Genomic DNA, 20,823 nt, shown 5'->3' with positions numbered 1-20,823 from the left:
TCATGAAAGCATTTTCACCTCTTCTCAGTTCATTAGCCGTACAGCGCCGTGTTATCGGAGCCCTTCTGATGCGAGAAATTATTACCCGGTACGGGCGCCATAACATAGGTTTTCTATGGCTCTTTGTGGAACCGGCACTGTTTACTGCCCTGATCACGCTTATCTGGCACTATATGAAAGTCAGTCGAGTGTCAAGCATTCCCATTACTGCATTTGCCATTACGGGTTATTCGTCGCTTCTGCTTTGGCGCAATATTGTCCGCCGTGGTCAAAGCGCTGTTTCCGCCAATAACGCAGTGCTTTATCACAGAAATGTTAATACCCTGGATATTTTTATTTCACGTACAATTATTGAGATCGCCGGCGTTGCAAGCTCATTTGTGTTTCTCTCGATCATCTTCAACTATATCGGATGGATGAAACCGCCGGAAGATCTCCTGAAGGTTGTGTTTGCTTTTATCATGCTTTCCTGGTTCGGCGCTTCACTTGGGCTGATTATCGGATCGTTAAGTGAGCGTTTCGAGGTTTTCGGCAGGCTCTGGAGGGCAATGTCATACCTATTGATGATTTTGTCCGGGTTGGCATACCTCGTTGAATGGCTTCCTCCTGCCGGTCAGAAATTTGTTTTGCTGTTTCCTATGGTGCATGGTCTTGAATTGTTGCGGGACGGCTATTTCGGGAGTGGTTTTACCGCGCATTATGACCTTTTTTACATGAGCATCTGTTGTCTTTGCCTCATGCTGCTTGGATTGCTTCTGGTAAATTATTCCGGTCGGAGGATAGAGCCCGAATGATAGTCGTCGATAAGGTGGTAAAGCGCTACAGCACCAGAAAAGGGAAGAATACTGTGCTGGATGGGGTTTCTTTTCGTGTCAGGAAAGGCGAAAAAATCGGGATTCTCGGGCGCAACGGAACAGGGAAGTCCACCCTTATCCGTCTTCTTGGTGGTATCGAGAAGCCCGATTCCGGTCACATAAAACGATCGATGTCTGTATCGTGGCCATTGGCTTCTACGGGTGGGTTTCAGGGCTCACTAACCGGTATGGACAATTTGCGTTTTATATGTCGTCTTTACGGTGTCAGCACCGAAGATAAAATTCCTTTTGTAGAAGAGTTCTCTGAACTCGGGTCATATCTTCGTGAGCCGGTTAAAACCTACTCTTCAGGCATGAAGGGGCGCCTGGCATTTGCGCTTTCAATGGCAATCGAGTTCGACTGTTATCTGATTGACGAAGCAATGTCGGCCGGAGACGCACGGTTCAGGGAGAAGTGCAGCTATGAACTGCTGGACAAACGGAGCGATCGCTCAATCATTCTGGTATCACACGAACCGAAACAGATGCGCTCGTTCTGCAATGTCTTTTATGTGTTAAAAAATGGGCAGTTGAGCCGCTTTGAAGAAGCAGATTCTGCTTATGCATTCTATCAGGAATCAGTACATAACTGACCACCTCCCAGATTCGCCATATCTTTTTGAGAAGCGAGAAGTCCAATAGACTTGATCACATGAACAAGATTCTCATTCTCGGTCATCCGCAATCCTGCTACCAAAAAGTAGAGTTGGTGCTGCAAGCATGTGGCATGCAATCCGCAATGCCATCCCAAAAAGAAAGATTTACCCCTTTCGATATCAGCGTGACCCTGTGCAAGGCACATGGAATTCTACCTGTTCAGGAAATCGATTCAGAAGAGCAGGTACAGCAAATAGATGTAGGTCCGGTATGGAACGGGCTTGCGCTGGACCTTCTTCTCGGCAACCTTGAGCAGAAGCTCTGGGGCTGGTCGGACCCGCAGGCACTCTGTCTGCTCGATTATTGGAAAAACCTTGATCCTAAAATGACGTTTGTGCTGGTTTATGATGAACCGCACAGGGTGCTTGCCGAAACGGTTTGCGATGAAAGCATGAGTCTGACGGAAGCAGTGGTACTGCAGAGGCTCAACAACTGGAACTTTTATAACGGGGCTCTGCTGTGGTTTTATTTACGGAACAAGTCCCGCTGCATGCTTGTCAATGCACAACAGGTTCGAAACAATGCGGAAAGCTGCATGAAAGAGCTGCAGAGTTATCTCGATGTACCGCTTGCCCTGCCCGAGCATTATTCCGGAAACGGATTTTCGAGGATTGACAATAATCATAATGGTGTCGGTTTGTATACCGAAATACAGGACTCTGTAATGCTTTCTAATGTGCTTGCGACAGACAGGTACCTGATCGACAGAATTCTCGAAACGCATCCTGAGCACCTGCAGCGATATGAGGAGATGCAAGCTGTCGCCAGAGTTCCGCTTGATGCCAAGGCTCGCAGTTATTCCGAGCCTCTCGAGGCTTGGCTTGCACTGATGAAGATACGCTCCGAACGCAGTAAGTTCGTTACGATCCTTGCAGAAGAAAAACAAAAGATAGAGACGCAACTGATCGAGTATGGGACACAAAATGAGGAGTTAAGGGAACAGCTCGAAACGCAACAAAAAGCACTGGAAGAGGAAAAACAGTGCATTCAGAGGAGGCTGAACGCATTCCAGCAGCAGGCAGGGGCCCTTAAACAGGAGGCGGTCAGCATAAGCAGTGCACAAAAAGGGCTGGTGGAAGAAAACGAACTCCTGCTGACCCAGCTTCATCAAGTGCAGGAGGAACTCGAACGTTACTATATCGAAAATCAAAAACTACGCCAGAAGAACAATAATCCGGCATATTACGGCGCAGCTGACCGTATCAAGCAGCAGCTCTCTTACCGTCTGGGCTCAGTTATGATCGAGCGTTCGAAAAGCATTTCCGGTTGGTTTACCATGCCGGGTGCTTTACTGAAGGAGCGAAGGGCGTTCCATAGTGAAAAAGCTGAAGCCCCACAAAAAAAACTGCCGCCGGTTCATCGGTACTGTGATGCGCAAGAGGCGGAAAAAGTAAAAAAACATCTCTCCTATCGGCTTGGGTCGGTTCTGGTTCAGCAGGGGTCAAATCCAATTGGCTGGATGAAAATGCCCTTTGCATTGACGAAAGCTTATCGATCCTACCGTCAGTATCGCAAATCGTTGGGAAAATAAGATGATCAAATGCAGGAAACAGCGTTTTCACCGTTGAAATACCTTGACTGTCTCTGCAGGATATTTCCTGTAAAAGGAGCAATTATTGTAGGTGCTGGTATGGGCCATGGGCCATGGTTCGATCTGTTTTTCCAACAGGCCGTTGATGATGTTCTGCTTATAGAAGCGGATAAAGACAACGTGAAGTATCTGGAAAAAAAGTATTCGAGCCGAAACCAATGGAAAGTACTTCATCAGGTTGTCAGCGATCAGGAAGAAGAGTGCTTGTTCTACAGGCTTTCCAATAGCGCGGAAAGCAGCCTTGTTCATCCGGATCTACTGAAAGCGCTGTGGCCGAACATTTCGACTAAAGAAGAACTGTCATGTTCGACAGTGACACTGGATGGGTTGGTGCAAGAAAAAGGTTACAAAGCCAACTGGTTGGTGATTGATACTTTGCCCGCAGAGAAGATTCTCGATGGTGCACAAGCAATGCTTGCGAATCTCGATTTGGTTATTGTGCGGGTGATTAAGGCCGATGAAACGGTTTCGAGTTTTTCAGGCTCTTGTATAGGCATTGATGCCTTTCTGAAGAATTATGGGTTGCTCCGTTTCGGAGTGGAATCTGAACGCCATCCAGCTCTCGGACTGGCTCTCTACGTAAGAGATGTCCAACTCCAGACTCTTGAACTGAAGCATAGTCACTACCAATTTGAACAGCAACAAAAAACGTGGCTTGAAAGAGAAGTTGCCTGGTCTCAGGAGAAATGTGAGTTATTGGTTTTCCAAGAAGCAATCGAGCAGCAACGTGTAGCGCAATCGAAACGTACCGAAGAACTGATGCAAAGCTTGCAGGCCACCAAGCGAGAACTTGTCGAAAGCAAAGAGGCTCTGTCGAAACTTGCAGATCAACAAGCCAGACAGAATAGACAGGATTTTGCGACGATGGAGCAAAAACTTCTGGAACAAGTTGCAGTTGCTAACCAAAAAAAAGTTGCGGCAGACGAAATTATTATTCAAAAGAATAATGAAAATCAGCATTTGCACAAAAAGATCAAATCTTTAACTGACAAGCTGGCTGAACTGGAAGGAAAATCAGATCCGAATAAATCGCGTAGTCATGCAAGTTTAGATGAAATGCTGAATGACCTTAGTCCGTTCTTTTCAGGGAGGATGATTACCTATGTTGATGTTGGCGCTTATACGGGGGATGTGTTTCGTAAAATTTACGAGTCTAAAGTAATCGAGGTAAGAGAATTCCATCTCTACGAACCAAACCCCGATAGCTATGGAAGGCTGGTAGAGAATGTTGGAGGGTATGATCTTCGCTCTCTGCATACATACAACTTTGCAATTGGTGCCCGGTCCGGTGAGAAGCAGTTCAGCGCCGCGGGAACCATGACAAAGATGCTGAACCTGTCCATAGACAAGAACAACGCCTCCAATATATTCAGCGCTGATACCTATTCTCTGGACGAGTTGGGAAGAACATATACTGACGGGCATATTGATCTTCTGAAAATAGACGTTGAGGGGATGGAAATGGACGTGTTGGAAGGCGCGCGGAACCTGCTGCGCGAGCAACAGATCGATGTCATCTATATTGAGGTTGGTTTTAATAAAAAGGGGACACAGCAAACGTATTTCGCAAAAATTGATACAATATTGCAGGAATTTGGCTACCGGATTTTCAGGATTTATGAGCAAAAAAACGAATGGATTCGGGATTCTCCGCTGTTGAGGCGTTGCAATTTTGCCTACATGAGTTTACGGTTTTCCGAGGCAAATCCACTTAAAAAAACACAGGAACTTGTCAAACTTCAAAAAGAAGCGGCCAAGCTAAAACAGAAACTCAGTGCCTGCCAGGCGCGTTTCGAACCGGGTGATAAATAAATGATCCTATGAATCAGAACGACATGTCGAATAAAAATAGGACGTTGGAGTCTTTGGAGAAAAGACGGAGTCGGGTTGGTTCGTTAGGGGCACTGGATTTTCTTATTGCTTTTGAAAGAAGCAGGATGTTTTCGAATGACTTGAAAACAGAGTTGATCGCGGTCAAGCGGGAGCAAGCCTCAAGTGCTATTACCCGGGAGTCTCCCAAACCAGTCGTCCTTACGACCAGAGATAAAAAAAACACGAAACGTGAAAAGCAAGCCAGTGATCGCAAAAAAATTGACGTTATCCGAAAAAAGCTTTTTTGCCTCGGCTTTACAGAACGTCCTCTGGCTGAATTGACCGAAATTGCCAACACCAGTCAAAGCGCAAATTCCCGAGCACTGGCAGCTCGGGAATTGGCGCTTTGGCACATGCGAGAGAAATCAGATGCCGGTTACCGAACGGTGTTGGACTGGATCGCCTGCGCCCGCCCTGATGCCCCCGATCTTGACTTTCTTGCCAAGCTCAACACAGTCGAGTTGCTATGCCATTATTTTCTGAACCAGCCTGACGAAGGATTTCATGTTTATGACAGGGCAACACGTTTGGGCGAAGTGACACCCGATGTCATGCTGGCCCGGGCGAACTTTGAGTTTACGCCTGAAGCACGAATCCACTGGATCAACAAGGTACTGGATCACTACAATATACCCCCTGTAGCGCTTCTGCCCGATGAGGGTCAACCGGCTTATGACCGGTTGAGATGCGGAGTGAAACTTCATAACGTGGCCGATGGGCCTAAGGTGACAGTGCTCATTGCGGCCTATAATGCGGCAGGGATGTTGCCTACAGCGCTTCGTTCGCTGCAGGAACAGACTTGGCGAAATCTTGAAATCATCGTGCTTGACGATTGCTCCCCTTCTGCAGGCACGTGTGATGTTGCCGAGCGCTTTGCTGCCGCCGATCCCCGTATTCGTCTGATCCGGATGAATGAAAATGGTGGGGCCTATGTTGCACGCAACCGAGGAATAGGCGAGGCAACGGGAGAATTCGTGACACTCCACGATGCCGACGACTGGTCTCATCCGCTGAAGATCGAAACGCAGGTGCGATTCATGATGGAAAATCCCTTGATATTGGGGTGTACCTCGGAGCAGGCTCGGTGTACAGAAGATATCGTGTTTGGGATAATGCGAAGAAATATACAGCTCGTTACTTCGAACACTTCTTCATTGATGTTCAAGCGAACTGAGTTCATTTCAACACTTGGCCACTGGGATACTGCACGGTTTGGTGCCGATGGTGAATTGTTACAGCGGATGCGGATGATCTATGGAAAAAGTTCTCTAAAAGAAATTAAATCCGGTCCACTCTCATTTCAGCGTTACACCGATACCTCCTTAACAGGCGATCAATTTTTTGGATATGAGGGCTATAAATTCGGCGCTCGTCGAGCATATGAAGAGATATATAAGGTCATCCATAAGAATTTGAGTTGTTTGACTTATAATATCAGCAATACCCGTGAAAGAATATATTATGCGCCGGCGCCAATGCGCGCGTCTATTTCGAAAAAAGTAAAAGAAAAGAAATACTTCGATGTTGTCATTGCATCTGACTTCAGATTTCCAGGTGGAACCTCAAGTTCAAACGCAGAAGAGATAAAAGCGCAAAAAGCAGTTGGTCTGAAAACTGCCCTCGTCGAACTTTACTGGTACGGTATGAACGTAGAATGTGAGCTAAACGAAAAGATTGTTCAGCTCCTGGAAGAAGGCGTTGTCGAACTGGTCTCCTACGGAGAAGATATAGCTTGTGATACACTGATTATTCGCCAGCCAATGACCTTGGAGCCTATGATTACGAAAATTCCCTCTGTAGAAGCAAAGTCTGTTCGAGTCATTATTAATCAGACTCCTAAACGGGATTATGGTGAGGGAAGTGAGGATATTTACGATTTAAAAGCATGTGCAGACAATGTGGTGCAAGCCTTCGGGCAGCTTGGTACTTGGCATCCAATAGGGCCTCTTGTTCGAGATGCACTGGTAAAACATCACCGAAGTGATCTGCAATCCATTGACTTGTCGCCGGATGACTGGACAAATATCATTAATGCTTCAGAATGGCGGAGAAGTGCGAGACCAGTATACAAGGATAGGCCTATTCGTATTTGTCGTCATTCCCGTGATGGATATGTTAAGTGGCCATCAGATCCACAAATAATAAAAACGGTATATCCGGAAAACAGTGATTTTGAAATTCATGTCCTGGGTGGTGCAACAACGCCTCAGAAAATCCTGGGTGGTACATTGCCAGGCAATTGGCATGTAACAGAATTCGGCGTTCTTCATCCTAAAGATTTTTTGACTCAACAGGATGTGTTCGTATACTTCACACACCCTGACTGGATCGAATCATTCGGCCGCGCTATTTTTGAGCCTATGTGCGTTGGCGTTCCGGTGATTCTGCCTCAAGGACATGGTTATGAGAAGCTGTTTGGTCAAGCGGCAATTTACGCTCAGGCGCACGAAGTTGCTGGCATTGTTAGAAAGCTAATGGCTGAATCCAAACTCTATGAGAACCAGGTTCAAAATGCTGCTCAGATTGTTCGAGAGCGGTTTAGCTATGAAACTCATTACCTTCGATTGAATCTTAATGGTAAGAAGGCTGTGGACTATTGATATGTGTAGTGAATTAAAAGCGATGACTGTTTCTTTTGTGGTTATTGATGCTGAATGTATCATATTTTTGTTTCTATTTCCTGTAGTGTGTGATATTCGGAAATCCGATTGATTGCAATTTTTCGGCGCGTTAAAATCAAGAATAAATAAAAATGAGGAATACAGTAATCGCTGCACGGCGTGATGGTCTTGGAGAGCGCCTTAATTCGATATTTAATGGGTTGTTGATTTCAGAGATTACTGGTTCTGAATTTAAGTTTCATTGGCCAAAAACATTAAATGTGAAAAATTCATTGCATGTGATGGATTCTGTGGACAGGGTTTTTTCCAAAGATTTTATTGATAAATATCATATTTGTGATTCTGCTGACTTAATGAATTATAAGGAGATTAAGTTTATTAAAGGGGATTTGGAACAAACGGTTAATCATATAAAGTCGGAAATCGCGTTTGGCGCTTGTCTTGTGTCGCAAAAATCGTTGATTGATCTGATAAAGACTGAAATAGAAGAAAAACGGGATTTGGCAGGTAAAGTATATGCTATGATAGGGTTTTCGGATGAGATATTGCTTGCTAGGCGCTTTGCAAATCAAATAAATATCCCCAACAATCTGGCTGCAGTACATATCCGGTCAGGTGATATTGTTTATCAGGGTATAGTGCTTTCGCATTTGATGTCAAAAGCTGTATGTACTCCGTTAATCTCAAAATTAATACAACTTCTCATTGCAGACAATAAGGCGGTTATCCTTTTTGGACAGGAACCTGAAACAATAAGCAAATTTAGTTCTCATTACAGGGTAATTGATGCAAGAGCTTACTATGCAGGGAAAGAGTTTAGTAAGCTGCAAGAGGCAATGATTGATATTTTTTTGATGTGCAGATGCAAGTCGATATATGCTCCAAGCTCAGGTTTTTCTAGAATCGCATCTCAGTTAGCTGTAATACCAATTATTTCCATTGCTAAAGTCATACCAAAAGAATCCTATGGCGTTGTTGTTGAGAAGGAGATATTTGCATATCCTGATTATTTTTCTAGCGAACAAAAAGCCTATGCTTACTTTACTGCATTCAGCGGATTATATGGCAAGGCTTCTTTTGAAGTGTTGGATGGATATATAAAAAAGGCTCGCCACTATAATCCGGAAAGTGTTATGTACATTTTCTTGGATGCCATAAACTTGCATGAACACGATCGCTATGTTGAGTGTGAAAAGATATTAGCTGAACTTTTTGGCGGACTTGATGTATCTTCATATGATAAATATGAGGGCTCTTCCGTAATGGAAATGATATCCAGACGAGGTGGGGTTGGTAAGGTAAGGAGGGAGGCATTTGTTTTTGAGAATTACTATAAGCCTTTTTTGAAGGCAGATAAAGATTCATCATTCTTTTACGCCTCCACTTTAAGAGGATATTTTAAAGGTTTATATGATGAGAGAGCCTTATATGACAGGTTAAAATCGGGATCTTACGAAAAATCAGAAATCAATATCTCGCCAAAAAAGATATATAAGTTCAGGGCTACATCCAATGATGATCTTTGCCGGTTTTTTGAGCGCGTACGGCCGGTACCAATTTCAGAAGGCCTTATAAGAATTGGCCGTAAGGGAGACGGGGGATACTTGGTTCCGAATAATCTGAGTGGTGTCGAGGCATGCTTCTCACCAGGGGTTTCGAAAGTAGCGACGTTTGAGGAGAATCTCACTATGTATGGTATAAAGTCATACATGGCAGATTACTCTGTGGAGAAACCGCCAGTCGATCATGATATGTTTTATTTTGAAAAGAAATATCTTGGTAATGTAAATGATGATATATACATGCGGCTTGAGGATTGGGTTTCGAGAAATGCTATAAATGTACATGCAGATTATATTTTACAGATGGATATCGAGGGCGGAGAATATCCTGTTATATTTGATACGCCTCTTTCTGTCTTTAAAAAGTTCAGGATTATGGTTGTAGAGTTCCATAATATGGGCATGTTGTTCAACAGGGATGCTTTTATGTTTCTGAAAGAGGTATTTTACAAGCTGTTAAGGGAGTTTAGCGTTGTTCATATTCACCCGAATAACTGTTGTGCCGTTATAACTAATGACAAGTATGATGTTCCTAACGTTATCGAATTTACTTTTTATCGAAGAGATTTTATCAAGCATGCACCGTCTGAGCTAAGCTTCCCTCATCCGTTGGATTCACCAAATGTTGCAAGCAAGCTTGATATAGTTCTACCGAAATGTTGGTGGTAGTTTTTCACTGTCAATAATGGTGGTATATAAAAATTATGCATTTGTCTTGATCAGTTTCTTAAGGTATAGAATTTTAATTTAAAAGATACTAAGCGATCTCCACAGATTCAAAGAGTTGTCTTATGCAGTTCATGTAAATAGACTGTTTGATAAAATTTGTGGTTGTTACTGATATGGCTCTTATATTCTCCTATGCTTTACCCCCTTTCGTTCTACCGCTTTTATAGAAAAAACCGATTCGCAGAGGCTCTTGCTTCCTTGCGTAAAGGGACCTGTGTTCGTTATTCTGACGAGCTTTGGGCATGCTATCGGCTTGGAATGTATTGTACTGTAAAAGAAAGCGGCAGGGCCGATAATCATTGGAAAGGCATTTTTGCCTCCTCGGTATCGTTAGCTGCATGCGGAAGTAACGTCGAGGCTGCCGATCTTGCCCGAAGACTGGTCAAGGGGCGGGTTAAAGACGGTCCCCGAACGCTGCTCGCAGATGCTTTAGCGCCATTTCTGCCGGAACTCTCTCTTGAATTGATTGAAGGGGCTACTGCACCCACAGGGTTTCAAGCTGCATTGTTATTGAACAATGGGAATAATATGGAGGCACGGAGTTTGCTTGAGAGGGCTTTGGAGAAGGGTGACGCAAGGCATAATCCGGAACTCTGCCTTTTTATGAGTAATGCGGAACAGGGCGACAATGAGCGGAAACTTGAGCGATTGAACGCTTTTCTCGATGTTTCAGCCTTGTCCCCGGTGGCACTTCGTGACCCCGATAAGGCGCCATGCCCGTGGAACATTCATTCGGCAGTGGAACTTCCCGGTATTGATGGGCCACTTGTGAGTGTGCTGATGACAGCTTACGAGAGCGCCAGGCATATCGATACCGCAATCAGCTCACTTATGCAGCAGACCTGGCGGAATATTGAGCTGATTATTATTGATGACGCGAGCACCGATAATACGGGAGATGTTGTGCGTGAGTGGATGGCACAGGATGCACGTATCCGGTACATTCGTCTGCCCTACAATGCAGGAACCTACGTTGCCAAGAACATCGGGTTGCAGTATGCCAAAGGGGAATTTGTTACCTGTCACGATTCCGACGATTGGTCTCATCCGTTGAAGATCGAACGACAGGTCAAGCCACTCATGAAAGACGGAAGCCTTGTTTGTACCATTTCGGACTGGATTCGCATGCAGGATGACGGGGTGTATTATGCGCGTCAGGTGTATCCTCTCGGACGCCTGAATCCCTCTTCGCCTTTGTTCCGTCGTCGGGAGGTACTTGATGTTTCCGGTGCATGGGATTGCGTTCGAACCGGTGCTGACAGCGAGTTTGCCGCTCGCCTGAAACTTGTTTTCGGGCGGAATGCCGTGCTGCGCCTCAGGCAGCCGCTGGCATTCGGCGCTCATCGTCCAGGTTCGCTGATGACTTCCCCGGAAACAGGCTACAGTTCTACCGGGATATCGCCTTCACGTCTGGCTTACTGGGAGGCATGGACCTACTGGCATATTGATACGCTGCGTGGAGGAAGAAAGCCGCAAATGCCACCAGGGTTGCTACAGCAGAGGCCGTTTGTTACTGATGAAAAACACATTGTACCTGACATCGTCATTCAAAATTGCCTGAATTGCTTGAGTGACAATCCGGTTCCCTTTACTGAAAACCCGCGTCATCAATCCCATAACCTGATTTCATGAAGTGGCAAAACTTTTTGCCATCGGCATTATAGACTGCATTGCCGGAATCCGGTGCTGCGCACATCTCTTTTGGGAAAACACGAAAACCTCCTGCCATGCCTTTTAAATTCGAAAGCCTTAACTGCCTTGCAGATGCGGATGTGACTACGGTATTTGATATTGCCCGCAAAACTATCGACATGCAGATCGATGCGCTTAAATCGATGCGTAACAGGCTCGATGATAACTTCCGGAAAGCTGTCGATATCATTCTGGATTCAAAAGGGCGTCTTGTCGTCATGGGTATGGGGAAGTCCGGCATAATCGGCAGGAAAATCGCGGCAACACTCGCCTCGACCGGTACGCCCTCTTTTTTCGTGCATCCCGGTGAAGCTTTCCATGGCGATCTGGGGATGATCCTTCCGGACGATGTGGTGCTGATGATATCAACCAGCGGCGAGACCGAGGAGATTATCAGGCTTCTGCCGTTCATGGAGCATCAGGATAATGTTGTCATCGCCATGACCGGAAAAATTCCCTCGACCCTCTCGAGGCATGCCGATGCGGTGCTCGATGTATCGGTTGAGCGGGAAGCGTGCAAGAACAATCTCGCACCGACCAGTTCAACCACGGCGACCCTGGTTATGGGAGACGCTCTGGCATCTGTTCTGGCGGAACTGAAGGATTTTCAGCCTGACGATTTTGCTCGCTTCCATCCCGGCGGCAGCCTTGGACGAAAACTTCTGACCAGAGTTTGCGATGTCATGCACCGGGAGAATTTGCCGGTATGCAATGCAGGAGATTCGTTTACGACAGTCGTGCAGACAATGACGAGAGGGCGGCTTGGCCTCGCCCTTGTTATGGAGAATGAATCGTTTTGCGGCATTATTACCGACGGGGACCTTCGCAGGGCTCTCGACCGGGGCGGAGACTTCATGGCGCTGCAGGCGTGCGGTTTCATGACGGGCAACCCGAAAACGGCAAGACCTGAAGAGCGGTTTTCCGATGCCGAAGAACGCATGCGGGCGATGAAAATCAACTCTCTTGTCGTGCTCGATGAACATAACCGCATACAGGGAGTTTTACAGATTTACGATCTGAAACCGGGCACCCCCGCCCTTTGACCCATCCTCTCCCCCAATACACCGTTATCGTTTTTACAACCTTTATGGCCAGGAATGCGTGATACACGCTCCGAATTATTGAGCCTGCCATCCGAAAACCGCATTGGCGTGTTTTCACGGGGTATCCTGCGCATTCCGTTTCTTGAAACGATGCTTGACAACAGGATTTGCCTGGCCGGAGGGTCATTGCAGACCCGTGTTTCGGCGATTGCCGGTTGGGGCAGAAAGCCCACGGCCACAAACGCGCGCAAGTATGCGGAAAAGCATGATCTTCCGTACATCGCACTTGAAGACGGATTCCTGCGTTCATGGGGGACAGGCGACCTTTTCCCCCCTCTGTCTGTCGTTATCGACCCTGAAGGTATCTATTACGATAGCACAAGGCCGTCGGCGCTTGAATCGCTGCTGAACGGCGACGCCGATATTCTGGAAGGCATTGAAGATGATGTGCACCATGCGCTCGCATTGATTCTCGAACACCGCCTGAGCAAATACAACCATGCCCCGGAACTCAGTGCGGGTATGCTTCGGGAGCATGACCGGAAACGGGTGCTGGTAATAGACCAGACCGCCGGTGATATGAGCATTTCGCTCGGGCTTGCCGGAGAACACACCTTTGCGGAGATGCTGACTGCTGCAAGAGAGGAAAATCCTGATGCTACGATCTATGTGAAAACACATCCGGAAGTCACTGCGGGCAGAAAACAGGGCCATTTTTTTCATGTCGGCAATGATGAACGGACAGTGGTGCTTCGTGAGGCGGTCAATCCGATAGGTCTTATCGGTGAAATGGACCGGGTTTATGCGGTAAGTTCGACGATGGGTTTTGAGGCGCTTCTTGCCGGCAAGCCGGTAAGCTGTTTCGGTATGCCCTGGTATGCGGGCTGGGGGGTTACCGACGACCGTAAATCCTGCAGCCGGCGTACCCGCAAGCGCTCTGTTGAGGAGCTTTTTGCGGCTGCATATTTTCGTTATGCCCGTTACCTCGATCCGCTTACGCATCAGAGAGGGAGCATTTTCGATGTGATAGACTGGCTGCTGCGCCAGCGAAAGATGAGTGAACGATATTCCGGCCGAATGATCTGTAATGGCTTCCGCAGATGGAAGGCTGCCAATGTTGCACCGATGCTCTCCCTGAACCCCCGGAACACGTTTTTTGTAAAAGATATTACCGATGTCCGGAAAATGCAGCCCTTTCCAGGGGACGCTCTTGTGCATTGGGGAAAAAAAGGCGTGGATGGGTTGGGCGAACTGGCTCTGGAGAGCGGAGCCCGCAGGCTTTGCATGGAGGACGGATTTGTTCGTTCTGTAGGGCTTGGTTCCGATCTGGTGCCGCCCCTTTCCCTGGTGCTCGACGAGCGGGGCATCTATTTCGATCCGTCACACCCCTCGGATCTCGAACATATTCTCAATACGGCAGCCTTCAATTCCGATGAACTTGCCGAGGCGGAGACGGTCCGCAGTTTCATGGTCGAAAATGGAATTACAAAGTACAATATCGAGCGGCGCGATTCGCCTGCCTGGCTTGCAGAAGGCAAACGGGTTGTGTTTGTGCCCGGCCAGGTGGAGGATGACGCGTCGATCAGGTTCGGATGTAACGGGGGGGTTACAACCAATATTGAGATCCTGTCCGCTGTCCGGAAATCGAAACCCGATGCATTTATCGTTTACAAGCCGCATCCGGACGTGATGTCGGGGAACCGCAAAGGGTATGTACGCGGAGGACGGGTTGAACAACTGGCCGATCACGTCGAAACGACGCTTTCGGTGGTGAGCTGCATCGAAGCCGCTGATGAGGTTCACACCATGACTTCCTTGTCGGGATTCGATGCTCTTTTGAGAAACAAGGCTGTGGTTACCTACGGTATGCCGTTTTATGCCGGATGGGGCCTTACCGATGATTGTGCCACCGGGCCATCGTTCCAGAGACGCCGCAGGAAGTTGCGCCTGGAAGAACTGGTTGCCGGGGCTTTGCTGCGTTATCCGCTTTACTGGGATCGCGATTTGTGTGGCTATACGACTTGCCGGGCGGTGCTCTACCGTATTACGGAGCAGCGCAATGCGCTTGAAGCGTCAGGCAGTCTTGAAAAAATCCGTTCAGGATACGTTCGAAGACAATTACGAAAGCTGTCGATTCTTCTTAATACAACCCTGTCGGATCATGATAATAAAGGGTATTGAGGCTTTTTCAGGAAAACGCGTTCTCCTTTTGCAGGGGCCGGTTGGGCCGTTTTTCAGACGTCTCGCAAGCGATCTGCGAAATGTAGGAGCCGATGTGTTCAAGGTGAATTTCAATGCAGGCGATTGGCTTTTTTACCCCAAAGAGGCTATAAACTATCGCGGCAGCATGGAGGCGTGGCCCGCTGAAATCGAACGGCTGGTGACTTCGCTTCACATCGATGTGGTGTTTCTGTTCGGTGACTGCCGTCCAATCCATCGTGTGGCCCATGAGGTTGCCCTCCGCTTTGACATCGAAATCGGCGTGTTTGAAGAGGGGTATATTCGACCGAATTACGTGACCCTTGAGCGGTCTGGTGTGAACGGCTATTCACTGCAGCCCAATACTCCCGAGTACTATATCAGGAACCGTCCGATCGAAGTCCCGAAAGAGAAGCAGTTGGGAAAAACTTTCTGGCCAATGGTGCTCTGGGGGTTCCTGTACTTTACCGTCGGCGGTCTCGGAGGTCTGTTTTTTCCCCGCTACCGTCATCACCGGCCACTGACTGTTCTGGAAGCGTTTCCCTGGATTCGATCGGTCTGGAGGAAGTTTTGGTATTCGATGAAGGAAAAAGGAGTGCTCGATGAGCTGACGGAGATATGGAACAAGCGTTTTTTCCTGGTGCCGCTGCAGGTTCATAACGATGCCCAGATCACGGAACATTCCCGATATGCCGATATCGAGGCGTTCATACACGATGTTATCGCATCGTTTGCCCGTTATGCTCCTGATGATACGGTGCTTGTGTTCAAGCACCATCCTATGGACAGGGGATATACGGATTATTCTGTACTGATCCGGCAGGTCAGTGAACGGAAGAAACTGGGTGGTCGAGTGTTCTACCTGCACGACCAGCATTTGCCGACACTGCTCAATCACGCCCTTGGCGTAACGGTGATCAACAGTACCGTGGGCCTTTCTGCCATTCACCATGGCGTACCGACCAAAGTGTGCGGTTCGGCCATTTATGACATGGCAGGACTGACGAGCCGCAAGAGCCTCGACCGGTTCTGGAGCACTGCGCAGAGCGAGCTGCCGGATGCTGCGCTCTATGGCCGGTTCAGGGAATACCTGATTGCGCACACACAGCTCAACGGCAGTTTTTACAAGGCGATGAACGACACCGGACTGCAAAGCGGTCTGGTCTGGAGTGCAAGCGCACAGCGTCCTGAGCAGCAGTGGATTCCGGTTGGGAACGTTGCCGTCGGCATCCCTCAGGTTCGACTACTCGTTGAAAGCGAGAAGATGGTGCGAGAGATGCGAGTACGTGCCAATCGTCCCGTAGTGGTGCAATAGATGGTTCAGTTACAAAAGCAGAGGATGCATAACGTGCAGAAAAATACGGGGCGACTCATTATCGATGCCGGGGTAGAGCGGTTCCGGGTTTTTACCGTTGCATCCGACGGTACGGTCAGTGAGCGACGGACGTGCTGTTCTGCCGATGGGGCTGATGTTGGCCTGTTCCCTTCGTCGGCAGATGCGTCAATACCGGTTTATCTTACCGGCAACTTTTCAGGACTTGCCCGGCAGTATTGGCGGCATGGACGGCAGCTTCCTGCAATGGCGGTCAAGTGGGCTGCGCTGGTACGCTCAAGTGGCGGAAAATCTGCGGGGCTGATAGAGCTTTCGGCCTCCGGTTACACGATAATAGGGGTGGGAGAGGATGGGAGGTTGAAAGATGACCTTCTGGTGACGCATCCACGATGCGGGGCTGGTGTGGGGTTCAATATCGACAGGGTCTTATTGAAACTCGGTTTTCGAAGAGAGCAGGTTGACAACCTGCTCTCTTCATATCAGGGAGAATCAGGAGCCTCCTTGCGGCAGAAATTGCCTGTTCGAGCCGACCGTTGCGGCGTCTTTGCTTCTTCTGCGACGATTTCGGACAAGAACCAGGGTGTGCCGCTGCATTATGCACTTGCCGTGACGTTGAAGTCGGAGGTCGTGAAAGCATGCTGCCATATGCAGCAACCTTTCGAGAGCGTCTGGCTGGCGGGAGGTGTGTTTGAGTGGCAGTTTTGCAGAGAGTGTGCCGATGATTATTTGCGGGGTATCGGGGTAAGGCGGGTGCTGCATGACAGCGATGACCTGTTGATGCTCAATGGTGTTTTGCACCTTCTCGAAAAAGGGGATGTGCTGCCTTCAGCCGAAGAACCGGAGGTTGTGCCGGAAGCCGTCCGTCATTCTTTTCCATCGTTTCCCGATCTGTTCAGGCGGCTTGCAGACGACCATCGGTATCTTCGTCTGGAGATCGATTCCGTGGATGGGGTACTGTTTGAGGATGAGCCGGTGTTTCTTGCAATCGATGCAGGTTCTACCATGGCGAAGGTGATCGTTACTGCCGCTGACGGCAGTCGGGTGCTCTATAAGGGGCTGTTCACCAACTCCCGTGATACGCTCGAGACTGTCCGGACGGTGTTTGCGAGCCTGCAGGAACAGGGCGTTTCGGAGTTGAGGGTGCTTATGCTTGGTCTGACCGGCAGCGCAAGGTATCAGCTTCGCCAGGCGTTGCTTGCCGTATATCCGGAACTTGCCGGACGGATTGCCGTGCTGGTTGAAAATTATGCCCACGCGCGCGGCTCCATAGAGCTTGCCCGGGAGCATCTGGCGAGATTGCGGCGGTTTGGAATTTCGGATATCGATGATCGAAACTGCATTGTTGTGGATGTCGGGGGGGAGGATACGAAGATATCGCGTATCGATCTGGCAACGGGGGAACTTCTCGATAACGCCATGAACAACAAGTGTTCTGCCGGAACAGGCAGCTTGCTTGATACCCTCGTCGCATTGTTCCGGATACCGGATATCCGGACGGCTGCCGATATGGCCATGCATGCAGAAAAGGCATATGCCCTGAATGCCACCTGTGCCGTTTTTCTGCTTGAGGATGCCCGTTTTCTGCAGGCAAAAGGGTACGGCAAACCGGAAATCCTTGCGTCGTCGGTGTGGACGGTAGTTGAAAATATGTCGAGAACGCTATGGAAGCAGATCGCTTTTCCGGAGAACGCCATTGTCCTGCTGCATGGTCAGACCATGCAGAGCGATCCCCTGCCTCTGGCCGTTGCCGAGCGGCTGCAGCAGTTATGCGGAGGAAGCGCCTATTGCCTTGTTCCTCCCGATCCGGGTTACAGGGCCTGTTTCGGCCTGGTTGCAACCATGGTTCCCGATGCAGCCGGCTCTCCGGTGGCTCTGCCGTTGTCGCGCTTTACCGGAAGACAGTTCGAGAGGAAGATTGTCGAGTGCCGGGGAGCGGCATGCGGCGATTCTGCTGCTCGATGCAACAGGACACGGCTGCATGGGAGCGGCGCCGAGGGTGAGAATATCTCGTTTTTACTGGGCGGCTGCAGTGCGGTCAACGATCTTGGAGGAGATCGTGCCGATGCAAGGAAAGCAAGGGCGTCAAGGGATCTGTATGGTGAGATCTGGAAGTTTATCGCCGATCGTAATCCGGTTTCTACGGCCGGAAACCGTCTGGTAATTCCCCGCAGTTTTGCGGTTTCGGAGTGGGGCGTTTTTTTTGCGGAGCTGTTCCTTCCCTCTGGTATTCCGGTGCATCTCGATCGGGTTGTCGAGGAGGATATTCAGCGAGGGAGAGCGTATTTCCAGATAGATACCTGCGCACCCCATATCGGCGCCGTTGGCCAGATGCTGCGTCTTGCAGAGCAGCCTCACGGCATGATTCTGGCGCCGCAGATCGAGTTTCTGCCTCTGCGGGGGGGATCGCTCGGCCGTACCTGTACCATCAATCAGGGTGGGTTTGCCGTTGCCATGGGTATAGCACAAACCGTCGTTCCCGGCTGTCGCGTGCATCTTTTTCATGTTGACCTGAAGATGCCGAATCAGGAGATGCTGGCCCATAAATTGTACGGGAAGCTGCAGACGGTTTACGATTATTATGGTGTTGCCGTCGATTTTCACGAGTTCAGCGAGCGGGTGCGCAGGGGAATGCATGCCTGGATGGAACTGCGTAGGGATGCCGCCGATTTTGCGGTTGCTTCCGCACGGGAAGCTCTCGATGCGGGTGATGATATCGCGCTGGTTCTCGGCCGGGAATATATTCTGAATCCGGGGGTGTATGACAGTCATGTCGGGCGTCTTCTCCGGGATAAGGGTATGGCCGCGATACCGGCTTATCTGCTCGATGTGGAGTGTGATCCCGATTATAATTATATCTACTGGCGCAATGCCCATCAGCTTGCAACGCTGGCAGCAGCGGCGGCTGAAGGCGCCGTGCACCGGGTTGTCCGGCACCCCGGCATGAAAGAACTTTTACGGGAAAGGGAGGATGACGGAGGGAGGCTGCTGCCTTTCGTTCAGGTTTCTACTTTTCTCTGCGGTCCGGACAGTGTCACCAATCCCCTGATCGAGGAACTGGTTAAACAGAGGCCTTACCTGCGTATCCAGTCGGATGCGGCCATAAAGGAGCTTGCTCACCTTGAAAACAGGATGAGCACCTATGTCAGGCAACTGGCCGATTCGGGCGGTTTCAGGTTCACTTTCGGGGATCAGGTTTTCGATGTTGCGCTTCTTCAGTCGCTTGTTCATGAAGATGCCCCTGATCCCGAAACCGATGTTATCGCGTTTCCGACGCTTTCCGATAACCGGATGCTGGTTTCGGTTCTGAGAGGTGCAGGCTTTACCTGCATCGACAACTATTCCGAAAATTATCGTTTGACCGAGGCCATTGCCCGCGGGCGTGCTGTTGCCGGTGATGCGGTCTGTGCGCCCATGGCGGCGGTATACGGCGATGTCTTGTCCCTTGTGGAGAGGTTTCGCCACCTCCGCATTGCCGATCCGGCGTTTGCCGGTAAGAGCCGGCTTCTGATTTTCAATAACAAGGGGCTGGGACCGTGCAGGCAGGGCCAGTATGTTGAAATACATAAGCTGTTTCTTTATCAGGATGACCTGAAGTCCGGGAGAGGAAGCAGTGCGGACGATGCTATCGTTCGCTTTCTGGTCAGTCATGAAAATAAAGGGTTCAATGCGGCTTTTCCGCAGTGGGTTTTTCTTCGTGGTATACAGAGCGTGGTTCTGCAGGGCGTGTTGCATCAGCTCTGGGCCGACGGAATGGCGAGATGTTGTTCTGGTGAAGAATCCGGAGGGTTTCAGGCTGCTTTTGACATCCTCAAGCAGGAACTGAACACGGTATTGCAGAAAATGAAGCCTTCAGCAGCAGCCGAGCGCTGGATTTCGCGTTACGGCAAAACGGGGGGGATCGGCCTGGGAGTCAGGTTTTTTGCCTATGGTTTTCATCACAACGATCTTGTGCCGCGGCTGCGGAAATTTCGCCAGGAGTGGTGTTCTCGCCCCAAACCGGACAACCCGGTACGCATCCATATCGATGGGGAAGTATACATGCGTTCGGCCCAGTTCGAGGAGCTTCATCGCGAAATCGTTCGTTTGACGGGGTTTGGCAGGGTCGAGATTACCTATACGCCGGTCTGGTGTTTTCTCGACTACAAACTTGCCGGTATGATGCTGCGTGCGCGTGAGGCGATCCAGGAGAGCAGAGAGGAAATAACCCGTTCTTCCGATCCGCTTTTTCAGAAGAAGCGCCGGGATTTTCTTCATAAAAAGCTGAAACGGATCTATGCCGTTGCCGGAACGGAAAAAGCCCTCAGGCATATACTTGCAGGACCTCTTTACCGGGCGGCGGGCCTTGATATGCCCGAACCGATGTCGAAAATACTTGAGAAGGCAAAGGCGGTCGTTTCTACACAGCGTCCCGGCGGTGAATTGATGCCGTTTATCGGAGAAGCTGTCCTGAAGCTTGCAAAGGGATATGATCTTGTTCTCAATGTCGCTCCCGAAGGTTGTATGGTTTCATCCATGGGAGAGGCTCTTGCAAGCTCGATCCAGCGTGCCTGTCCGGATGCTTCCGGCAAGGTATTGCCCCTGTTTTCACAACAGGGTGATATTCAGCGTGAACAGCTTGAGCTGGTTCTCCTGCGCGCTCTCGGACCGGACTTCCTGATTCGACGGGATGT

Annotated in this window: 11 protein-coding genes; all 11 read left to right on the top strand. The window is 49.2% G+C overall.

What is annotated here, in order from left to right:
- Positions 1 to 2: 2 nt before the first annotated feature.
- Positions 3 to 794, top strand: coding sequence for an ABC transporter permease (locus WBP50_RS06910; protein WP_423932720.1), 792 nt, complete (start codon positions 3 to 5; stop codon positions 792 to 794).
- Positions 791 to 1,447 carry an ABC transporter ATP-binding protein gene (locus WBP50_RS06905; RefSeq protein WP_423932718.1) on the top strand — a complete coding sequence of 219 codons (657 nt, stop codon included), beginning with the start codon at positions 791 to 793 and terminating at the stop codon, positions 1,445 to 1,447. The genes WBP50_RS06910 and WBP50_RS06905 overlap by 4 nt, the downstream gene beginning before the upstream one ends.
- Positions 1,448 to 1,506: 59 nt before the next feature.
- On the top strand, positions 1,507 to 3,042 hold the full coding sequence (locus tag WBP50_RS06900) for a hypothetical protein (protein ID WP_423932715.1): 1,536 nt from the start codon (positions 1,507 to 1,509) through the stop codon (positions 3,040 to 3,042).
- Positions 3,043 to 3,051: 9 nt separating this feature from the next.
- Positions 3,052 to 4,914: an FkbM family methyltransferase gene (locus tag WBP50_RS06895; RefSeq protein WP_423932713.1), complete on the top strand. Its 1,863-nt coding sequence runs from the start codon at positions 3,052 to 3,054 to the stop codon at positions 4,912 to 4,914.
- Between the two features lie 8 nt (positions 4,915 to 4,922).
- On the top strand, positions 4,923 to 7,574 hold the full coding sequence (locus WBP50_RS06890; RefSeq protein WP_423932711.1) for a glycosyltransferase: 2,652 nt from the start codon (positions 4,923 to 4,925) through the stop codon (positions 7,572 to 7,574).
- A gap of 152 nt (positions 7,575 to 7,726) precedes the next feature.
- Positions 7,727 to 9,826: a hypothetical protein gene (locus tag WBP50_RS06885; protein ID WP_423932710.1), complete on the top strand. Its 2,100-nt coding sequence runs from the start codon at positions 7,727 to 7,729 to the stop codon at positions 9,824 to 9,826.
- 318 nt (positions 9,827 to 10,144) lie between these two features.
- Positions 10,145 to 11,518 (top strand): glycosyltransferase family 2 protein, encoded by a 1,374-nt coding sequence (locus WBP50_RS06880; RefSeq protein WP_423932708.1) that lies wholly within the window; start codon positions 10,145 to 10,147, stop codon positions 11,516 to 11,518.
- Positions 11,519 to 11,613: 95 nt separating this feature from the next.
- A complete protein-coding gene (locus tag WBP50_RS06875; RefSeq protein WP_423932706.1) occupies positions 11,614 to 12,621 on the top strand; it encodes a KpsF/GutQ family sugar-phosphate isomerase in 1,008 nt (335 codons plus the stop codon).
- Positions 12,622 to 12,675: 54 nt separating this feature from the next.
- On the top strand, positions 12,676 to 14,802 hold the full coding sequence (locus tag WBP50_RS06870; protein ID WP_423932704.1) for a capsular polysaccharide biosynthesis protein: 2,127 nt from the start codon (positions 12,676 to 12,678) through the stop codon (positions 14,800 to 14,802).
- Positions 14,783 to 16,135, top strand: coding sequence for a capsule biosynthesis protein (locus WBP50_RS06865; protein WP_423932702.1), 1,353 nt, complete (start codon positions 14,783 to 14,785; stop codon positions 16,133 to 16,135). The genes WBP50_RS06870 and WBP50_RS06865 overlap by 20 nt, the downstream gene beginning before the upstream one ends.
- Before the next feature lie 33 nt (positions 16,136 to 16,168).
- On the top strand, positions 16,169 to 20,823 hold a 4,655-nt coding region (locus WBP50_RS06860), incomplete at its 3' end, for a BadF/BadG/BcrA/BcrD ATPase family protein (RefSeq protein ID WP_423932701.1).

Origin of the sequence: Chlorobium sp. (assembly GCF_049593655.1) — a bacterium.
Lineage (GTDB): Bacteria > Bacteroidota > Chlorobiia > Chlorobiales > Chlorobiaceae > Chlorobium.
The sequence above is the reverse complement of the archived record's forward strand: the minus strand, read 5'-3'. Positions and strand labels throughout refer to the sequence as shown.